The sequence below is a fragment of the Rhodococcus sp. MurmanLake-1 genome, assembly GCF_056945715.1.
This window is the reverse complement of the sequence record NZ_JBWZNF010000001.1, coordinates 1,039,129-1,055,954: the sequence shown is the minus strand read 5'-3', so window position 1 is coordinate 1,055,954 and position 16,826 is coordinate 1,039,129. Positions and strand designations below refer to the sequence as shown.

Genomic DNA, 16,826 nt, shown 5'->3' with positions numbered 1-16,826 from the left:
ACTGGCGGGTATGACTTCTCTTCCGAGCCGTTACGTTGCCCTCGGTGACTCGTTCACCGAGGGCGTCGGCGACGCCGACGAACGATTCCCCAACGGTCTGCGCGGGTGGGCAGACCGAGTGGCCGAGCAGCTGGCGGTGAACAACCCCGAGTTCCGCTACGCCAACCTGGCGATTCGTGGTCGCCTACTCGGACCGATCATCGACGAGCAGTTGGAACCCGCTCTGGCGTTGAAGCCCGATCTGGTGACCATCTACGCCGGCGGAAACGACATGATGCGTCCGAAGCTCGACATCGACGCGATGGTCGCCCGCTACGATTCGGCAATCGGCCAGCTCACTGCTTCCGGTGCGCAGGTTCTCATGTTCACCGCATACGACACCGGATGGTCCGCCTTCTTCGGCAAGCTCCGCGGACGCCTGGCGATTTACAACGAGCTTGTTCGCGAGGTAGCGGACCGCCACGGCGCGACCCTCGTCGACTTCTGGCGATTCTCCGAATATCAGGACCTACGGATGTGGGACTGGGATCGCCTCCACATGTCGCCCGCCGGGCACGAGAACATGGCGACGCGGGTGCTCGACGTACTGGGCGTCGAACACGGATTGATCGCGCCCGACCTCGGGCCTGCGCCGGTTCTCACGAAAGCGGAAACTCGTCGCGAGGATCGTCAATGGGCGCGAGAGTTCTTGGTGCCGTGGGTAGCTCGGCGCGTGAAGGGAACATCTTCGGGCGACGGCGTGAGCGCCAAGCAGCCCGAGCTGTCTCCGATTCAGTCCTGATTCTTGCGCTGATGGGCGAGCGCTACCAGGTGGTCGATGGTCTCGCGTTCGGCAGTCGGCGGTAGCGCGTCCACCGGCCACCACCGGAGGTCGGTGGACTCCGCGCTGCGGACGATATGTGAATTGTCCGGCGCCACAACAAGAAACCGTAGATCGAGATGTCTGGTCGGGACCCCGAGTGAGCACGTGATCGGATGTGTGTGGGCGGAGAGTAGGTCCGCGTCTATCCGAACGTCGTGAATTCCGGACTCCTCACGAGCCTCCCGCAATGCCGCATCGACTACCGTCTCGTCGTCGGGCTCGCAGTGACCTCCGAGCTGAATCCACCTGCCCACCTTGGGATGCAGGGTCAGTAAGACATGGCAGCCACTCTCGTCGAGAACCAGAGACGACGCGGTGATGTGTCCTGGGGCATGGTGACGAAGGCAGCCGTCCGGAGCCGAATCGAGGAACGCGAGCATCGTGTGCCGCAGTGACTCGTCCGCTTCGGAGGACGTCGACCAGCCCTCCAGGACGCCCTTGGCGGAGGCGTGCAGCGATTCGGCTGACATGACCTACAGCTCCACCAACGCGTCCCCGGGGGCGGAGACCGTGCGCGGAGTCAGTGGTTCGAGGGGGTACCCGATTGCGACTGCGCCGAGTGGCTGCCAATCGGCCGGGAGATCGAGTTGTTCGCGTACGAGGTCGGCGGCGAAGATCGTCGATCCGATCCAGCAGCTTCCCACGCCGCGTGTGGCCAGCGAGACCAGCAGTCCCTGCACTGCCGCGCCGGCAGCGACGGTGAACATCGTGGACTCCGCCGCGGTACGTCGGGCATCCGGATAACTGTGTGCGCCGTCGGGCACGCAGAAGGGAATGACGACTTCGGGGGCATCGAACAGGATGTTTCCGCGGGCAACCCGCGCGTCGACGGATTCGTCGCTACGACCGTCCGCCCGCAGATCGGCGGCCCACTTCTCACGCATCTTCTCGAGAAGCGACGTGCGGACCGACTCGGCCCGCAGCCACACGAATCGAACAGGCCTCGTGTGGTGGGGTGCTGGGGCAGTGAGTGCCTCGGCGATCGAGCTGCGAATGATCTCCGCGTCGACGGGATCACCTGCGAACTGCCGAACCGACCGACGCAACAGCAGCGCCTGGCCGCGGCCCATCGCCGTAGCCTCCTCGGTTCCCAGCCAGAAGAGATCATCCGGGCCGCGACGGATCAGATCCTGGCCACTCGAACCGTCGTCCTCGAATCGGAGTCCTCGCACGACGGCGACGGGAACGCCGCCGAGCTTGCCCTTGACCAGATCGCCCGCAGCGGCGATCTCGTCCGCGATCGCGATCTCGGTGACGATCAGATCGTTGCCCTGACTGTCCTGTGCCCCGAGGTAGCCGTGAAGGACCGGAATGCCGGAGGAACCGATCGCGGCATCGGTCTGCCCGTTGCGCCACGCACGACCCATCGTGTCGGTCACGACGACGGCGACGGACTTGCCCGTGCTCTCGAGAATTCGGGCACGCAGCCCCGCTGCGCTCGCATCGGGATCCACGGGGAGCAGGGCGAGTTCGGCACCGTCGACGTTGGAGCCGTCGATGCCCGATGCGGCCTGCACGATGCCGAGTTTGTTCTCGGTGATCAGAGTGCGGCCCTTGCGGGCCACGACGCGGACGGCTTCCTGATCCACCAGGAGGCGTCGTGCTGCGTCGCGCTCTTCCGGATCGGTCGGCGAGGAAACGATGCGACCCTCGACTTTTGAGAACACCTTGCTCGTGACGACAACGACGTCGCCGTTCTCGAGCCACGGTGTCGCGTCGACGACAGCGGCGGCCAAGTCGTCTCCGGGCCGGAACTCGGGAAGGCCGAGCACGGGAATGACTTCGATTGCGGCGCCGGGGGAGTGATCGCCGGGAGAGTGATTTCTGTCGCGGCTTGCTTCGGTTCCGGGCTCGGTCACAGTTCGACTCCGGCGATCTCGAAAGCCGTTCGAACCATTTTTGCGGTCTCTTCGGGGGACGTCATCAAAAGTGGGATGCTTCGCACGTCCACCCCGTCGATGTCGGCCGTGTCACCTTCGTCGACGAGCCAGCCGTCGAGAATGCCGTTGATCGAGCGAGCTCCGTAGTGGCGACCGATCGCCTCGGAAGTCGTCTCGACCCCGATCACTTCGAGGCACTCGTCAGCCATGCCGCGCAACGGTTTTCCACCGATGACGGGGGAGAGGCCGACAACCTTGGCCGCGGTGGTCCGCAGGGCTCCGCGAATGCCGGGCACCGCGAGGATCGCGCCGACGCTCACGACGGGATTGGACGGTGCGATCAGCACGATGTCGGCACCGTCGATCGCCTCGACCACCCCCGGCGCGGGCTTGGCCTGCTCGGCGCCGACGTGAGCGAAGCTGTGAGTTTCCACCTGTGCTCGATGGCGTACCCACCACTCCTGGAAATGAATCGCCTTCTGTTCACTGTCTTCCGGATCGGTGATCACAACGTGTGTTTCGCTGCGGTCGTCGCTCACGGGAAGCAGTGCGACACCCGGATTCCAGCGATTGCACAATGCTTCGGTGATCGCGGACAACGGATATCCCGTGCGGAGCATCTGGCTGCGAATCAAATGCGTTGCGATATCGCGATCTCCGAGGCCGAACCAGTCCGGCTTCGCTCCGTATGCCGCGAGTTCTTCTTTCGCATTCCAGGTTTCGCCGGCGTGCCCCCACCCGCGTTCGGTGTCGATACCGCCGCCGAGTGTGTACATACAAGTGTCCAGATCGGGGCAGATCCGCAGACCGTGCATCCAGACGTCGTCTCCGACGTTGACGACGGCCGTGATGCGATGTGGGCCTTCGTATTTCTCGAGGGATTCACCACCGGCGATTCCGAGCGCATTTTGCACACCTTGAAGGAAACGGGCCCCGCCGACGCCGCCAACCAATACAGTCACGTTCACGACAACAGAGCCTAGGCGGTCGGCGCGTCGTCGTGTCTGGCGGGCAGAAGGTCCCGTCAATTGGGGGCCGGAATACTAATGGATTCATCTCGTTTAGCTTGACCGCGACACGCTGGACGTGTGTAATCTCAAATGTGTCATTCCAACCGCTACTTGTGAGTTCACTTGCAGCGGGGCCGGTTTCGAACACAGTTTCGAACGGTCGACGGGGTGGGGTTGAAGATGGAGTGAAAATTCTGCGCTATTACAGGTGAGGAGGCGGAACGATGCCCAATGAAAATGTCGAGATCAGTTCTCTCGCAATGACAGTAAGCGACGAACCGCAGACCGATTCCCGAGCAGGCGCAGCAGAAGGTGCCTGCAGCAGTGAGTTCGACGGTATGAGTACTCGGCCAGTGCTGAGTCTCGTCACCGGCTTCGAAGAATTGTTCGACACCATCGAGGATCAGTGGCAGGAGCGTGCTCTCTGCGCGCAGACCGATCCCGAAGCGTTCTTCCCTGAAAAGGGTGGATCGACGAGGGAAGCAAAACGGATCTGCCTCGGTTGTGAAGTTCGTGACGAGTGCCTCGAGTACGCGCTCGCGAACGACGAACGGTTCGGAATCTGGGGAGGGTTGTCCGAGCGCGAGCGTCGGCGACTCAAGCGGGGGATCATCTGATCTGCTGCTGAATCGGTTCTGTCAGCGTCGGGGCTGACGGGCGGTCTTCGAAAGTCTGACCTGCAACGGGGAATTGCAGGTCAAGCAACGACTGTTTTGTTCTTCGTGTGGATTTACTTCTTCGTGTGACATCAGTTTTTTCGTCTGACGGTGCGTCAGTCCTCGTCGGGCAGTGTGGGGTCGATGACCTGTGGGTCGACGCCCAGATACGTGCCGACTTGATGGACCAACACGTCGTGCACCAGATCCGTGAGTTCTTCCGGATCCTTCGCGCGCTGCTCCAATGGGCGGCGAAACAGCACAATTCTTGCGCGAGTCGTATTTCCGTGACGGTCGATTCCGGCCGGAATCAGTCGTGACAGTGGAACCGGGCCGTCTGCGATGACCTCCGGCGGCCATGTGACCGACTCCGGATCGTGCGCGTGAATCTTCGGAACTTCGTCCACCGCGATGTCGAGTTTCGTCAACCGGTCGTGCCACGCGAGGTCGACGGGCGAGAAGGCGTCGAGCACCAGGAGATCGAACTTCTCGGCCCGGGTACGCCTGGCCGGCACCTCCGGGGGAAGTAGTGGTCCGCGCAGGCCACGGCCGTGTCGCTCGATGGAACGAGTGGTGACCGAGCGTCGGCGGCGGGCTTGTGGCATGGCGCCCAGATTACGACAGAAGAAACTGCTCGGTGTGTCCGAGTAGGTTCCGGACGTGGGGAGGGCTAGGCTCCGTACCTGTGAGATCTCTGCGTCGCTGCTGCCGCCCCGGGTGCAAGAACCCCGCCGTCGCGACGCTTACGTATGTCTACTCGGACTCCACTGCGGTTGTCGGGCCGCTGGCAACCGTCGCCGAGCCCCATTCATGGGATTTGTGTGACACTCACGGCTCTCGAATCACCGCCCCCAAGGGCTGGGAACTCGTCCGCCACGAAGGCGGATTCGCGTCGAGCACTCCCGACGAAGACGATCTGACCGCTTTGGCCGAAGCTGTACGTGAAGCCGGTCTCGGAGATCGCAACAAGTCCAACGTCGACGCAGATGAGGACATACGTCCCGCGGCTCCGAGTACTGCCCGTACAGGGCGTCGTGGACACCTCCGCGTACTGCCCGACCCATCCAACTGACGCGAGATTCGTCGCCGCAGACGCTAGGCTCGACCGAGTACTTCCACACCCGAGTACTGCGAATCTCCGGACGCCATGCGCCCGGACGTTCTCGTCTGTGAGGGTGCATGCACAAGGAGAGTTTTCAGTGGGGCGAACAGCCGAGTCGGTTGCTGCAATCATCAAGGCGTACGACGTGCGCGGCGTGGTCGGTGAGCAGATCGACGAAGATTTTGTCCGCGACGTGGGAGCGTCGTTCGCCCGTCTGGTCCGTGACGAGGCCGGCGCAGCCACGACGGTTGTGATCGGCTACGACATGCGTGCATCGTCGCCCACACTGTCTTCTGCTTTCGGTGACGGCGTGCTCGCTCAAGGACTCGACGTCGTCTACATCGGATTGGCGTCGACCGACGAGCTCTACTTTGCATCCGGTTTGCTGAACTGCCCGGGCGCGATGTTCACGGCGAGCCACAATCCGGCCAAGTACAACGGCATCAAGATGTGCCGGGCCGGCGCCAAGCCCGTCGGTCAGGACACCGGCCTGGCAGTCATCTCCGCCGAGGTCGTCTCGGGTGTTCCCGCGTACGACGGACCGGCAGGTACCGCCAGCACCAAGGACGTCCTCGAGGAATACGCGAGCTACCTCCGCGGATTGGTCGACCTGGCTGCGTTGCGCCCGATGAAGGTCGCAGTCGATGCAGGAAACGGCATGGGCGGCCATACCGCGCCGGCAGTATTCGGGCCGATGCCTCTCGAGGTTCTCCCGCTCTACTTCGAGCTCGACGGCACGTTCCCCAACCACGAAGCCAATCCGCTCGATCCGGCCAACCTCGTCGACCTGCAGGCATACGTGCGTGAGACCGGAGCAGACATCGGCTTGGCTTTCGACGGTGACGCGGACCGTTGCTTCGTCGTCGACGAGAAGGGCGACCCCGTCTCTCCGTCCGCGGTGACGGCACTTGTCGCCAAGCGCGAGCTCGCGAAGGAACCGGGCGCGTCGATCATCCACAATCTGATCACGTCACGGGCAGTGCCCGAACTGGTCGAAGAACTCGGCGGCGTCGCGATCCGTACCCGAGTCGGCCACTCGTTCATCAAGCAGGAGATGGCCGAGACCGGTGCCGTCTTCGGCGGCGAGCACTCAGCTCACTACTACTTCCGCGATTTCTGGGGCGCCGACTCCGGCATGCTCGCGGCGTTGCACGTACTCGCCGCACTGGGCGAGCAGGATCGTCCGCTCTCCGAGTTGATGGCGGAGTACACCCGCTACGCGGCCTCGGGTGAGATCAACTCCACGGTGGCCGACGCGGCCGATCGCACGGCCGCTGTGCTGGCAGCATTCGCGGACCGCACCGAGTCGGTGGATCGCCTCGACGGTGTCACAGTCAGTCTCGAGGGAAATGCCTGGTTCAACTTGCGCGCGTCCAACACCGAGCCTTTGCTGCGACTCAACGTCGAAGCACCCACGTCCGCCGATGTCGACGCATTGGTGAACGAAATTCTGGCGATCGTCCGGGCTTGAATCCGAGTCTGATCGGTTTGTCGGTGAGGCGAAGCCCTGGGATAGTTGGGGGACTATCTCGGGGCCGACTGCCTCGGGAACGAGGGCTTTGCCACCACGGACCGCGTAGAGCTGGAATGCTGGATGGTGCGGGAACTGCTAACGGAGAAGGGGGTGCGGTGAGATGACAGCGCCGATGCCGCTTCTCGACCTCGACGACAGCGAGGGTTTGTCGGCTGCCGATTCGGAAGGGTTACTGCGGTCTGTGGCCATGGGGGGCGCACAGATTCGGGCCACCGCATCGGCCGTCGGCGAGGGTGTGATCTCTCGGCTGGCCGGTCTGCGCCCGCGCAGCGTCGTGCTGATTGCCGGTGCCGGTGGCGCTCGGCACGGAGCCAGGATCGCGCTTGCTCTCGTCGGAGATTCGGTCGGTTGTCCGCTCCTCGTACTCGACCGGACGCCGTCGTGGGCCGGACCGTTGGACGTGATCGTCGTTGCCGGTGACGATGCCGGTGATCCGCGCCTGGTCGAATCCGTCGACAGTGCAGTTCGCCGTGGCGCCGAAGTTGTTGTCGCCGTTCCGGACGAGGGGCCCATGCGGGCTGTGGCGGCCGGGCGCACCATGTCGTTGCCGCCGCGGCTCTACGCCTCGCCGAGGCACACGATGACGCGGTTCCTCGCCGTCTTCCTCGCGGTTGCCGCCGAAATCGAGGGCAAGGGATCGATCGAGGACCGTTCGGCGGTGCTCGGTCGAATCGCCGACGCCGTTGATGCGGAGGCGCTGCGGGACGGGCCGGCCAACGAGGTATTCCACAACCCGGCCAAGTCGTTGGCCACCAGAATGAGCGGCCGGCGGGTCGTTCTGTGTGGGAGTGGTTCCGTGACAACAGCACTCGCAGAGTTCTCGAGCGTTTCGCTGATGAGTTCTGGCCTGAATGCCGCTGCCGCCGAGATGTCGGAGGTGATTCGTTCGGCACGAGCTCTGTTCGCGCCGGACGCAGCTTCGCGTGATTCGGTGTTCCACGACCCGTTCTTTCACGATCCGCAACTGGACGGCGCACTGCCGACCCCGCCGGCGCGGGCGTTCGTCTTCGCGACCGAATCCACGCGCGGGGAGGCGAGACGCCGGATGGACGCACTGGCCGACGCCGATCTGGTGGTGGCGGCAGACGAGGACCAGACCAACGTGGTGATATCGGAGATGGAGCAGGTATTCGTGTTGGCGTCTCGAGTAGACATGGCCGCGGCGTACGTGCAGTTGACGGGCGGTGCGAAGTAAGTGCGTGAACTCGAAGGTGCACTTCGTTCTTACGCGTGGGGCTCGCGAACGGCAATTGCCGAACTACGCGGTCTTGCGACCCCGTCGAATCATCCCGAAGCGGAGTTGTGGTTGGGCGCGCACCCGGGTGACCCGGCGCGCGTGATCACCGAGTCCGGCAGCGAGTCGTTGCTCGAGGTTCTGCACCGCGAACCCGAGCGAGAACTCGGCCGTGAGAACCTCGAGGCATTCGGTGAGCGACTCCCATTCCTGCTCAAGTTGCTTGCGGCGGAAGAGCCGCTGTCGCTTCAGGCGCATCCCAGCGCCGTTCAAGCCGACGAGGGTTTTCGTCGTGAGAACGCACTCGGCGTTCCCATGGAATCGCCGATTCGCAACTACAAGGACGGCAGCCACAAGCCCGAACTCGTTGTCGCGCTGAGCAGATTCGAAGCGCTTGCCGGATTCCGCGAGCCGACGCGGACTGTCAAACTGCTGCGCGCTCTGGCCGTCGACGAGTTGGAGCCGTACATCGGTCTGCTCGAAGGCCAACCCGATTCCGACGGACTCCGGGCGTTGTTCACGACATGGATCACGCTGCCGTCCACGGTGCTCGGGACGTTGCTCCCTGCCGTGCTTGCCGGGTGCATCACCTACGTCGCGCACCACGACGCCGAATTCGTGACCGAGATCCGCACCGCGCTGGAATTGAGCGAGGCGTACCCCGGCGACGCCGGCGTTCTGGCGGCACTACTGCTCAACCGCGTCACACTCGAGCCCGGCCAAGGACTGTTTCTCGCTGCGGGAAATCTCCACGCGTATCTCCATGGACTCGCGGTCGAGATCATGGCCAACTCCGACAACGTGCTGCGCGGCGGGCTGACGCCCAAACACGTCGACGTGCCCGAACTGTTGAGGGTTCTGGACTTCGTCGGGGCCGATATCGAAGTGCTCGATCCGGCCCCTTCGCCAGGATCAGGTCAGTCAGGATCAGGTCAGTCAGGGTCAGGTAGATACGAGTACGTCACGCCCGCACCTGAATTTCGTTTGACGCGTCTGGAGTTCGACTCGAATTCCATCGACCTCGTTGTCGAAGCCGGCGGCCCGCGGATCCTGATCTGCACCGACGGCGCGGTCACTGCGACGTGCGGTGCCGACACTCTCGACCTCGATCGGGGCCGAGCCGCGTGGATTGCTGCCGACGAGCCCGTAGTACACCTGACCACACGAACCCCGACTGCGCAGGTTTTCAGTGCAGTGGTCGGTCGATAGGAATCTCGGTCGATAGCGAGGAGACATTGTGTCGGCTCATGGTGGCAAGAAGGCAATTCTGGCGGCCCTCGGAGCCAATGCCGGAATTGCCGTAGCCAAGTTCGCCGGATTCTTGATCACCGGATCGTCGTCGATGCTCGCCGAATCGGTGCACTCGGTGGCCGACACGTCCAATCAGGGTTTGCTGCTCTTGGGGCAGAAGAAGGCAGAACGTGAGGCAGATCAACTGCACCCGTTCGGTTACGGGCGCAACCGGTACTTCTATTCGTTCGTCGTTGCACTGGTGCTCTTCACCCTCGGTTCGCTGTTCGCGATCTACGAAGGTATTCACAAGATTCAGCATCCCGAAGAACTCAATTCGGCTTTCGTGGCAATCGCGATCCTGTTCATCGCGATCTGCCTGGAGGGCTACAGCTTCCGGACCGCAGCGAAGGAATCACGACCGCTCAAGGGAAATGCGTCGTGGTGGAACTTCATCCGAACCTCTCGTAGCCCGGAACTCCCTGTTGTGCTGCTCGAGGACACCGGCGCATTGATCGGTCTCGTCCTTGCACTCGGCGGCGTCGGCCTCACGATGGTGACCGGAAATCCGGTCTTCGACGGCATCGGAACTCTGTGCATCGGTGTCCTGCTCGGCATCATCGCGGTCATTCTGATCATCGAAATGCAGTCGCTGCTGATCGGTGAGGGCGCAACGGCGGTGGAGACCGAACTGATCCTCAACGCACTGGTCGACGGAACTCGTATCGAACGCGTCATTCATTGCAAGACGCAGTACCTCGGTCCCGAGGAGATCCTTGTTGCTGCCAAGGTTGCGGTGCCGATCGGATCGACGATCTCGGATGTGGCGACGGCGATCGACGAGGCCGAGTCTCGCGTGCGCGCGGCAGTGCCTGCGGCGCGGGTGATCTACCTCGAGCCGGACCTGGATCGTCTCAGCGCAGGAGATCGTCCTGAAACAGATCTGCAGGCTCCCGACAAACCCTGAACAAAGCCACGCCTGCGGGCTTAGGCTGATGCCATCTCTCTACTTGCCCATGGTGGGACCTGCTGGTCCCCAGCAAGGAGGCGGCAATGGCTGTCAAGGACGAGCAGGCCGGATCTGGACGGTCGAAGCTGTTTCGAACCAAATCGATCGAGCAGTCCATCAAGGACACCGACGAGCCGGAAACCAAACTCCGGAAAGAGCTGAACTCGTGGGATCTCACGGTGTTCGGTGTCGCAGTGGTCATCGGTGCGGGCATCTTCACACTCACGGCTCGGACGGCGGGAAACGTCGCCGGGCCGTCGGTTTCCCTGGCTTTTGTCATCGCGGCAATCGCCTGCGGACTGGCAGCGCTGTGTTACGCCGAGTTCGCGTCGACGGTCCCGGTCGCCGGTAGCGCGTACACGTTCTCGTACGCGACGTTCGGTGAATTCGTCGCCTGGATCATCGGCTGGGATCTCATCCTCGAATTCGCTTTGGCGTCTTCGGTGGTGGCAAAAGGCTGGTCGCTGTACCTCGGCGAAGTGATGGGTTCACGCAGCCCGATCGTCGAGTTGGGGCCGATCTCGTTCGACTGGGGTGCGGTGCTGGTGATCGCCGTCATCACGATCCTGCTCGCGACCGGCACAAAACTCTCTTCGAGGGTGTCACTGGTGATCACGGCGATCAAGGTCGCGGTGGTGTTGCTGGTGATCATCGTCGGTCTGTTCTACATCGACACCGACAACTACTCGCCGTACATTCCGCCGTCGGAGCCGGGCTCGACGGGAGAGGGCATCCACCAGTCGTTGTTCTCGTACGTGACCGGGGCCGGTGGCAGCACATTCGGGTGGTACGGATTGCTCGCGGCAGCCAGTCTGGTGTTCTTCGCGTTCATCGGCTTCGACGTCGTCGCCACGACTGCGGAGGAGGCGAAGGAGCCGCAGAAGGCGTTGCCACGCGGCATCCTGGGCTCGCTCTTGATCGTCACGGTTCTGTACGTGGCAGTGACACTCGTGTTGACCGGGATGGTGAAGTACACCGAACTCGAGGGCGATACTTCCAACCTGGCAACGGCATTCGCCTTCCACGACATCACGTGGGCGAAAAACGTCATCTCGTTCGGCGCGTTGGCCGGTCTCACGACCGTGGTGATGGTGCTGATGCTCGGGCAGACCAGGGTGCTCTTCGCGATGGCACGCGACGGTCTGATGCCGCGACGCCTGGCGCCGACCGGCAAGCACGGAACTCCCGTGCGGATCACGATCTTGGTCGGCGTTGTGGTCGCGGTGCTCGCCGGAGTGTTCCCGATCGGCACCCTCGAGGAAATGGTCAATATCGGCACGTTGTTCGCGTTTGTTCTCGTGTCGTTGGGGGTTCTCGTGCTTCGTCGGACGCGGCCGGACCTACCCCGCGGGTTCAGGGTGCCGCTGGTCCCGCTGATCCCGATCCTGGCTGTCCTCGCGTGTCTCTGGTTGATGTTCAACCTGTCGGTGGAGACCTGGATGAGGTTCGTGGTCTGGATGGCCCTCGGTGTTGTCATCTACTTCGCCTACAGCAGGCAGCATTCGTTGATCGGGAAGCGTGAACGCGGCGAAATCGAGTAAATGTACAAAGATTATGATTTGTCTATCACTTGTACAAATAGCGTAGTACTGTCTATCTCAGGGTGAACTGACTCACAGTTGTCGAGTCGGTCCGAATCGAGGAGGTAGACCGTGTCGACGCACGTGAACTCGCAGTCCGGGCAGACACTCCCGCCCGAGCAGTGGCGTGACAAGAAGAGATATCTTTGGCTGCTCGGCCTGGTGCCGCCGACGGCGGTCTTCATTGCCGTCGGATTGGTCGCGTTGTTCAACAGTCTCGGGTGGAACGCGGTCTCGCCGGTGTGGTGGTGGATCGGGCCGTTGCTCGTCTACATCCTGCTCCCGATCCTCGACATCTTCTTCGGTCCGGACGGCGAGAATCCGCCGGACGAGGTGATGGAGCGCCTCGAGAACGACAAGTACTACCGGTACTGCACCTACATCTACATACCGTTCCAGTTGGCCAGCCTGGTCCTGGCCTGCTATCTCTGGTCGGCGACCGACCTGTCCTGGCTCGGAATCGACGGGGGACTGGGGCTGATCTCCAAGATCGGTCTGGCGATCAGTATCGGTTGCGTCGCAGGAATCGGGATCAACACCGCACACGAACTAGGTCACAAGAAGGACGATCTCGAGCGCTGGTTGTCGAAGATCACTCTGGCGCAGTCGTTTTACGGCCACTTCTACATCGAGCACAATCGTGGACACCACGTGCGGGTCGCCACGCCCGAGGATCCGGCGTCTTCTCGCTTCGGCGAGAGCTTCTGGACCTTCCTGCCGCGCAGTGTGTGGGGATCTCTGCGCTCGTCGTGGTCCCTGGAGAAAGCCAGGCTCGATCGACTGGGTAAGAAGCCGTGGACAATTCGCAACGACGTCCTGCATTCGTGGTTGATGTCCGTCGTACTCTTCGGTGTCCTCGTCGCCGTTTTCGGGCTCTCGGTGCTGCCGTTCCTGGTGCTGCAGGCCGTCTTCGGATTCTGCCTGCTCGAAACCGTCAACTACCTCGAACATTACGGACTGAAGCGTCGCCGTCTGGACAGTGGGCGGTACGAGCGCGCCGCACCGGAGCACAGTTGGAACAGCGATCACATCTGCACCAACATCTTCCTGTATCACCTCCAGCGTCACAGTGACCATCATGCGAACCCGACACGTCGTTATCAGACGCTTCGAAGCATGGACGGTGCACCCAACCTGCCCAGTGGATACGCGAGCATGATCATGCTCGCCTACGTTCCGCCGCTGTGGCGAAAAGTAATGGATCCCAAGGTCCTTGCGCACTACGGCGGCGACATCACCCGCGTCAACGTTCAGCCGTCCAAGCGTGATCGCATCCTTGCTCGGTACGGAGCAGCGTGATGAGCAGCTATCGATGCCCGGTGTGTGAATACGTCTACGACGAATCGAAGGGTGCACCACGAGAAGGGTTTCCGGCGGGCACGCCGTGGGATGCCGTGCCGGACGACTGGTGCTGTCCGGACTGCGGCGTGAGGGAAAAGCTGGACTTCGAGCCGATGCCGGCAACGGCAGGGAGTGAATCATGAACGACTACAAGCTGTATCAGTGCGCGCAATGCGGCTTCGAGTACGACGAGGCAGTCGGCTGGCCGGAGGACGGTATCGAACCGGGAACTCGCTGGGACGACATTCCCGAAGACTGGAGTTGCCCGGACTGCGGCGCGGCGAAGAGCGACTTCTTCATGGTGGAGGTCGAGCGGCGGTGAGTTGCGTCGGCGTCGAACGGACCTGAGTGCGGCGGTAGTGTCGTCACCATGACTTCGACGCCAACTCGTCTGCCGCAGAAAGAAGCGTCGCGCCTGCTGCTGCGTACGTCGGTGCTCGATTCGATGCGTGAGTTGTTGACCGAGCGTGACTGGTCCGAGGTGACGCTGACAGTTCTGGCCAAGCATGCCGGTGTGAGTCGTCAGACGCTCTACAACGAGTTCGGTTCGAGGCAAGGGCTTGCCGAGGCATACGCGCTTCGCCTTGCCGACGGATTCGTCGATGCGGTGGACGAGGCCATGGTGGCGAACGACGGACGTGCAGTCGAGGCACTGACGGCGGGCTTCGGATCGTTTTTCGCCTCCAGCGCAACCGACCCGTTGGTGATCTCTCTGCTCACCGGTGAGGCCAAGCCGGACCTTCTTCGCCTGATCACCACTGACAGCGCGGTCATCATCGAAGGCGCGTCGTCGCGGCTTGCGGAGAGCTTCCAGCGAGGGTGGATTCAGGCGTCACCCGCCGATGCCGGGATTCTGGCCAGGGCGATTGCGCGTCTCGGGCTCAGCTACATTTCGATGCCGCCGGAGTCCGAGGTTTCGGTGGCGGAGGATCTGGGCACATTGCTCGGGCCATTCATCGACGTGGCGCGAGAGGGTCGCGCAGTAGAGGGGCGGGCGGGAGAGGGCGTCTAACCGATAGCCTGGTACACCGATAGGCTTGTGCATAGTTTGCACGTCAACCAGGAGAGGCAGATGACGACCTCAGTTTCAACAACGCCCGTGGCCGAGAGCCGTAACGGCATCGACTTCAAAGTTGCAGATCTTTCGCTCGCGGAGTTCGGTCGCAAGGAAATCCGTCTGGCAGAGCACGAGATGCCCGGCCTCATGGCGCTTCGTCGCGAATACGCAGAGGTGTTGCCGCTCAAGGGCGCTCGCGTTTCCGGCTCGCTGCACATGACCATTCAGACCGCGGTTCTGATCGAGACGCTGACGGCGCTCGGCGCCGAGGTCCGCTGGGCTTCGTGCAACATCTTCTCCACGCAGGATCATGCTGCCGCCGCCATCGTCGTCGGTCCGCACGGCACCCCGGAAGAGCCCAAGGGCGTTCCGGTTTTCGCCTGGAAGGGTGAAACCCTCGAAGAGTACTGGTGGGCAGCGGAGCAGATGCTGACCTGGCCGGGCGAGCCCGCCAACATGATTCTCGACGATGGCGGCGACGCCACCATGCTGGTGCTCAAGGGCGCACAGTTCGAGAAGGCCGGCGTCGTGCCGCCGACGGACGACGACCAGGATTCCGACGAGTACAAGGTCTTCCTTGCGCTTCTGCGTCAGTCGCTCGCCGCTGACAAGGGCAAGTGGACTGCGATCGCCGAGTCCGTCCAGGGCGTCACCGAGGAGACCACCACGGGCGTTCTGCGTCTGTACCAGGTTGCCGCTGCCGGCGAACTCACGTTCCCCGCGATCAACGTCAACGACTCGGTCACCAAGAGCAAGTTCGACAACAAGTACGGCACACGCCACTCGCTGCTCGACGGCATCAACCGCGGCACCGACGTTCTGATCGGCGGCAAGGCTGCGCTGGTCTGTGGTTACGGAGACGTCGGCAAGGGTTGTGCCGAGGCACTTCGTGGCCAGGGCGCTCGCGTCGCGGTCACCGAAGTCGACCCCATCAACGCCCTTCAGGCGCTCATGGACGGCTTCGAGGTCAAGACAGTCGAGCAGGCCATCGGCTGGGCCGACATCGTGATCACGTCCACCGGTAACAAGGACATCATCACGTTCGAGCACATGAAGGCCATGAAGCACCAGGCCATCCTGGGCAACATCGGTCACTTCGACAACGAGATCGACATGGCAGGCCTCGAGAAGTCCGGCGACGTCACGCGGATCAACATCAAGCCGCAGGTCGACGAGTTCACCTTCGCCGACGGCCACTCGATCATCGTGCTGTCCGAAGGCCGCCTGCTCAACCTCGGCAACGCGACGGGCCACCCGTCGTTCGTGATGAGCAACAGCTTCTCCAACCAGGTCATCGCACAGATCGAACTGTGGACGAAGCCGGACGAGTACGACAACGAGGTCTACCGCCTCCCGAAGCACCTCGACGAGAAGGTCGCCAAGATCCACGTCGAGGCACTCGGTGGCACGCTGACCAAGCTCACGAAGGATCAGGCTGAGTACATCGGCGTCGACGTCGAAGGCCCGTACAAGCCGGAGCACTACCGCTACTGACCCGGCGATTCGTCGCTGAGAAAGTTGTGCCCGCCGTCCCCCGGTCTGCGCAAGCAGGCCGGGGGATAGGCTTGTCCGCCGTGGGAACACTGGTGGCATTGGAAGGCCTCGACGGAGCTGGAAAGCGAACGTTGATCGGCAAAGTGGAGACCGAACTCCGCCGCGGCGGCACGTCGATCGCGACTCTGGATTTTCCGCGGTACGGAAAGTCGATCCACGCGGATCTTGCTGCCGAGGCGCTCAAAGGATCACACGGAGACCTGGCTGAATCCGTGAACGCGATGGCAGTCCTGTTCGCTTTGGACCGCGCCGGTGCTGCGGATCGGATCTCGGAACTGTTGTCCACCAACGACATTGTTCTCCTCGACCGCTACGTTGCCTCCAACGCTGCCTACAACGCGGCGCGAGTGCATCAGGGCGTGGACGGCGAGATGGTCGCCTGGATCCGTGAATTGGAGTTGGGTCGTCTCGCTCTCCCCGCTCCCGATCTGCAGCTGTACCTCGACGTACCGGTAGCTCTGGCCGAGCAGCGCGCCCGCTCCCGTGAGGCCCAGGACGCGTCGCGTCAGCTCGACGCCTACGAGCGCGACGGCGGTCTGCAGGCCAGAACCGGTGAGCTCTACAAGCAGTTGGCAGCGACGAACTGGGCCTCACCCTGGTGGATCGTGGGGCCGGAGACGGACCCGGCCAATCTGGCACGCAGGCTCGCGGATTTCGCGTGATCGGTCACCCTGGCAGCCGGGATTCGAACTTTCCGGCACAGTAGAGGGAAAGACGCGGCACGCCGCACGGCCTCGTAACGGTCTGATTCATCGCTCCGAGATGCAACGATAGGGA

Annotated in this window: 18 protein-coding genes; 14 read left to right on the top strand and 4 right to left on the bottom strand. The window is 62.8% G+C overall.

The genetic code is table 11. The features are described from left to right. The first annotated feature begins 10 nt into the window (after positions 1 to 10). Positions 11 to 781 carry an SGNH/GDSL hydrolase family protein gene (locus tag AC2ETI_RS04850; RefSeq protein WP_019747767.1) on the top strand — a complete coding sequence of 257 codons (771 nt, stop codon included), beginning with the start codon at positions 11 to 13 and terminating at the stop codon, positions 779 to 781. Here AC2ETI_RS04850 and AC2ETI_RS04845 read toward each other — a convergent pair. From AC2ETI_RS04845 to cofD, 3 genes are read right to left on the bottom strand one after another with little or no spacing between them, the layout of a single operon-like run. Next, on the bottom strand, positions 772 to 1,332 hold the full coding sequence (locus tag AC2ETI_RS04845; RefSeq protein ID WP_141487457.1) for an NUDIX hydrolase: 561 nt from the start codon (positions 1,330 to 1,332) through the stop codon (positions 772 to 774). The genes AC2ETI_RS04850 and AC2ETI_RS04845 overlap by 10 nt on opposite strands. Positions 1,333 to 1,335: 3 nt before the next feature. Then, entirely contained in the window at positions 1,336 to 2,721 is a 1,386-nt protein-coding gene (locus tag AC2ETI_RS04840; protein WP_483633615.1) for a coenzyme F420-0:L-glutamate ligase, read from the bottom strand. Next, positions 2,718 to 3,710 carry a 2-phospho-L-lactate transferase gene (gene cofD, locus AC2ETI_RS04835; protein ID WP_069145889.1) on the bottom strand — a complete coding sequence of 331 codons (993 nt, stop codon included), beginning with the start codon at positions 3,708 to 3,710 and terminating at the stop codon, positions 2,718 to 2,720. Before cofD ends, AC2ETI_RS04840 begins: the two co-directional genes overlap by 4 nt. A gap of 380 nt (positions 3,711 to 4,090) precedes the next feature. Here cofD and AC2ETI_RS04830 point away from each other — a divergent pair, with 380 nt between their 5' ends. Beyond that, positions 4,091 to 4,369 carry a WhiB family transcriptional regulator gene (locus tag AC2ETI_RS04830; protein WP_020907098.1) on the top strand — a complete coding sequence of 93 codons (279 nt, stop codon included), beginning with the start codon at positions 4,091 to 4,093 and terminating at the stop codon, positions 4,367 to 4,369. 155 nt (positions 4,370 to 4,524) lie between these two features. Here AC2ETI_RS04830 and AC2ETI_RS04825 read toward each other — a convergent pair whose 3' ends face one another. After that, positions 4,525 to 5,013, bottom strand: a complete 489-nt coding sequence (locus AC2ETI_RS04825; RefSeq protein ID WP_003940797.1) for a metallopeptidase family protein — start codon at positions 5,011 to 5,013, stop codon at positions 4,525 to 4,527. An 80-nt stretch (positions 5,014 to 5,093) separates the two neighbouring features. On the opposite strand from AC2ETI_RS04825, the gene AC2ETI_RS04820 reads away from it, so the two are divergent. The 12 genes from AC2ETI_RS04820 to AC2ETI_RS04765 all read left to right on the top strand — a co-directional run bounded on the left by AC2ETI_RS04820 (position 5,094) and on the right by AC2ETI_RS04765 (position 16,711). Further along, the gene (locus tag AC2ETI_RS04820) at positions 5,094 to 5,480 is read left to right on the top strand and encodes a DUF3499 domain-containing protein (protein WP_020969213.1); all 387 of its coding nucleotides are present in this window, start codon (positions 5,094 to 5,096) and stop codon (positions 5,478 to 5,480) included. A gap of 127 nt (positions 5,481 to 5,607) precedes the next feature. Next, on the top strand, positions 5,608 to 6,981 hold the full coding sequence (locus AC2ETI_RS04815; protein WP_019747772.1) for a phosphomannomutase/phosphoglucomutase: 1,374 nt from the start codon (positions 5,608 to 5,610) through the stop codon (positions 6,979 to 6,981). Positions 6,982 to 7,144: 163 nt separating this feature from the next. Next, positions 7,145 to 8,239 carry a hypothetical protein gene (locus AC2ETI_RS04810; protein WP_021332559.1) on the top strand — a complete coding sequence of 365 codons (1,095 nt, stop codon included), beginning with the start codon at positions 7,145 to 7,147 and terminating at the stop codon, positions 8,237 to 8,239. Further along, positions 8,240 to 9,487 carry a mannose-6-phosphate isomerase, class I gene (gene manA / locus AC2ETI_RS04805; RefSeq protein WP_378667201.1) on the top strand — a complete coding sequence of 416 codons (1,248 nt, stop codon included), beginning with the start codon at positions 8,240 to 8,242 and terminating at the stop codon, positions 9,485 to 9,487. It begins immediately after the preceding gene. A gap of 28 nt (positions 9,488 to 9,515) precedes the next feature. Continuing rightward, positions 9,516 to 10,475 carry a cation diffusion facilitator family transporter gene (locus tag AC2ETI_RS04800; protein ID WP_021343715.1) on the top strand — a complete coding sequence of 320 codons (960 nt, stop codon included), beginning with the start codon at positions 9,516 to 9,518 and terminating at the stop codon, positions 10,473 to 10,475. A gap of 86 nt (positions 10,476 to 10,561) precedes the next feature. Continuing rightward, positions 10,562 to 12,058 (top strand): amino acid permease, encoded by a 1,497-nt coding sequence (locus AC2ETI_RS04795; RefSeq protein WP_019747776.1) that lies wholly within the window; start codon positions 10,562 to 10,564, stop codon positions 12,056 to 12,058. Positions 12,059 to 12,169: 111 nt separating this feature from the next. Then, positions 12,170 to 13,396 carry an alkane 1-monooxygenase gene (locus AC2ETI_RS04790; RefSeq protein ID WP_020907102.1) on the top strand — a complete coding sequence of 409 codons (1,227 nt, stop codon included), beginning with the start codon at positions 12,170 to 12,172 and terminating at the stop codon, positions 13,394 to 13,396. Then, positions 13,396 to 13,581 (top strand): rubredoxin, encoded by a 186-nt coding sequence (locus AC2ETI_RS04785; RefSeq protein WP_003940827.1) that lies wholly within the window; start codon positions 13,396 to 13,398, stop codon positions 13,579 to 13,581. Before AC2ETI_RS04790 ends, AC2ETI_RS04785 begins: the two co-directional genes overlap by 1 nt. After that, positions 13,578 to 13,760: a rubredoxin gene (locus AC2ETI_RS04780; protein ID WP_003940894.1), complete on the top strand. Its 183-nt coding sequence runs from the start codon at positions 13,578 to 13,580 to the stop codon at positions 13,758 to 13,760. Before AC2ETI_RS04785 ends, AC2ETI_RS04780 begins: the two co-directional genes overlap by 4 nt. Before the next feature lie 48 nt (positions 13,761 to 13,808). Continuing rightward, a complete protein-coding gene (locus AC2ETI_RS04775; RefSeq protein WP_483633614.1) occupies positions 13,809 to 14,450 on the top strand; it encodes a TetR/AcrR family transcriptional regulator in 642 nt (213 codons plus the stop codon). A 60-nt stretch (positions 14,451 to 14,510) separates the two neighbouring features. Continuing rightward, complete coding sequence (gene ahcY, locus AC2ETI_RS04770) at positions 14,511 to 15,989, top strand: adenosylhomocysteinase (protein ID WP_021332564.1); 1,479 nt, start codon at positions 14,511 to 14,513, stop codon at positions 15,987 to 15,989. Positions 15,990 to 16,069: 80 nt separating this feature from the next. After that, positions 16,070 to 16,711, top strand: a complete 642-nt coding sequence (locus tag AC2ETI_RS04765) for a dTMP kinase (RefSeq protein WP_483633613.1) — start codon at positions 16,070 to 16,072, stop codon at positions 16,709 to 16,711. Positions 16,712 to 16,826: the final 115 nt, after the last annotated feature.